Raw genomic sequence first — 273 nt, 5'->3', positions numbered from 1 at the left:
CCCGAGTTGTCTCCCCGCTTCACTTCGTATGACCAAACAGCGCCCACAACACCATCGAGCACAGAGCCGCGACCACGTTGCCGGCGTTTCCATAGCTCGCGCTGGGCTCTATGAAGGTGCTTAAAGCGTTCAGCCATGTCATCACCGTTCTTCACCGTCAAAGTCACCAAAAAAGGCCTCAGAGCCGTTTTCTCGGCTCGGATGACCTCCCACCTATCCAAGTAGGCTTTCATCGACTTAGCGCCCCGTCTAATGGCACACAGAGGGCAAAGC

General features: G+C 56.0%; 1 protein-coding gene. It reads right to left on the bottom strand.

From position 1 onward, the window contains the following. Positions 1-19: 19 nt before the first annotated feature. Complete coding sequence (locus ABG80_RS23690) at positions 20-142, bottom strand: hypothetical protein (protein WP_268760913.1); 123 nt, start codon at positions 140-142, stop codon at positions 20-22. Positions 143-273 lie beyond the last annotated feature (131 nt).

This window comes from Aquabacterium parvum, from assembly GCF_001447195.1.
GTDB lineage: Bacteria > Pseudomonadota > Gammaproteobacteria > Burkholderiales > Burkholderiaceae_C > Aquabacterium > Aquabacterium parvum.
The sequence above is the reverse complement of the archived record's forward strand: the minus strand, read 5'-3'. Positions and strand labels throughout refer to the sequence as shown.

Excerpts from the sequence above, each read along its gene's own strand:
- ABG80_RS23690 (WP_268760913.1), bottom strand. The coding sequence starts at position 142 with ATGACATGGCTGAACGCTTTAAGCACCTTCATAGAGCCCAGCGCGAGC.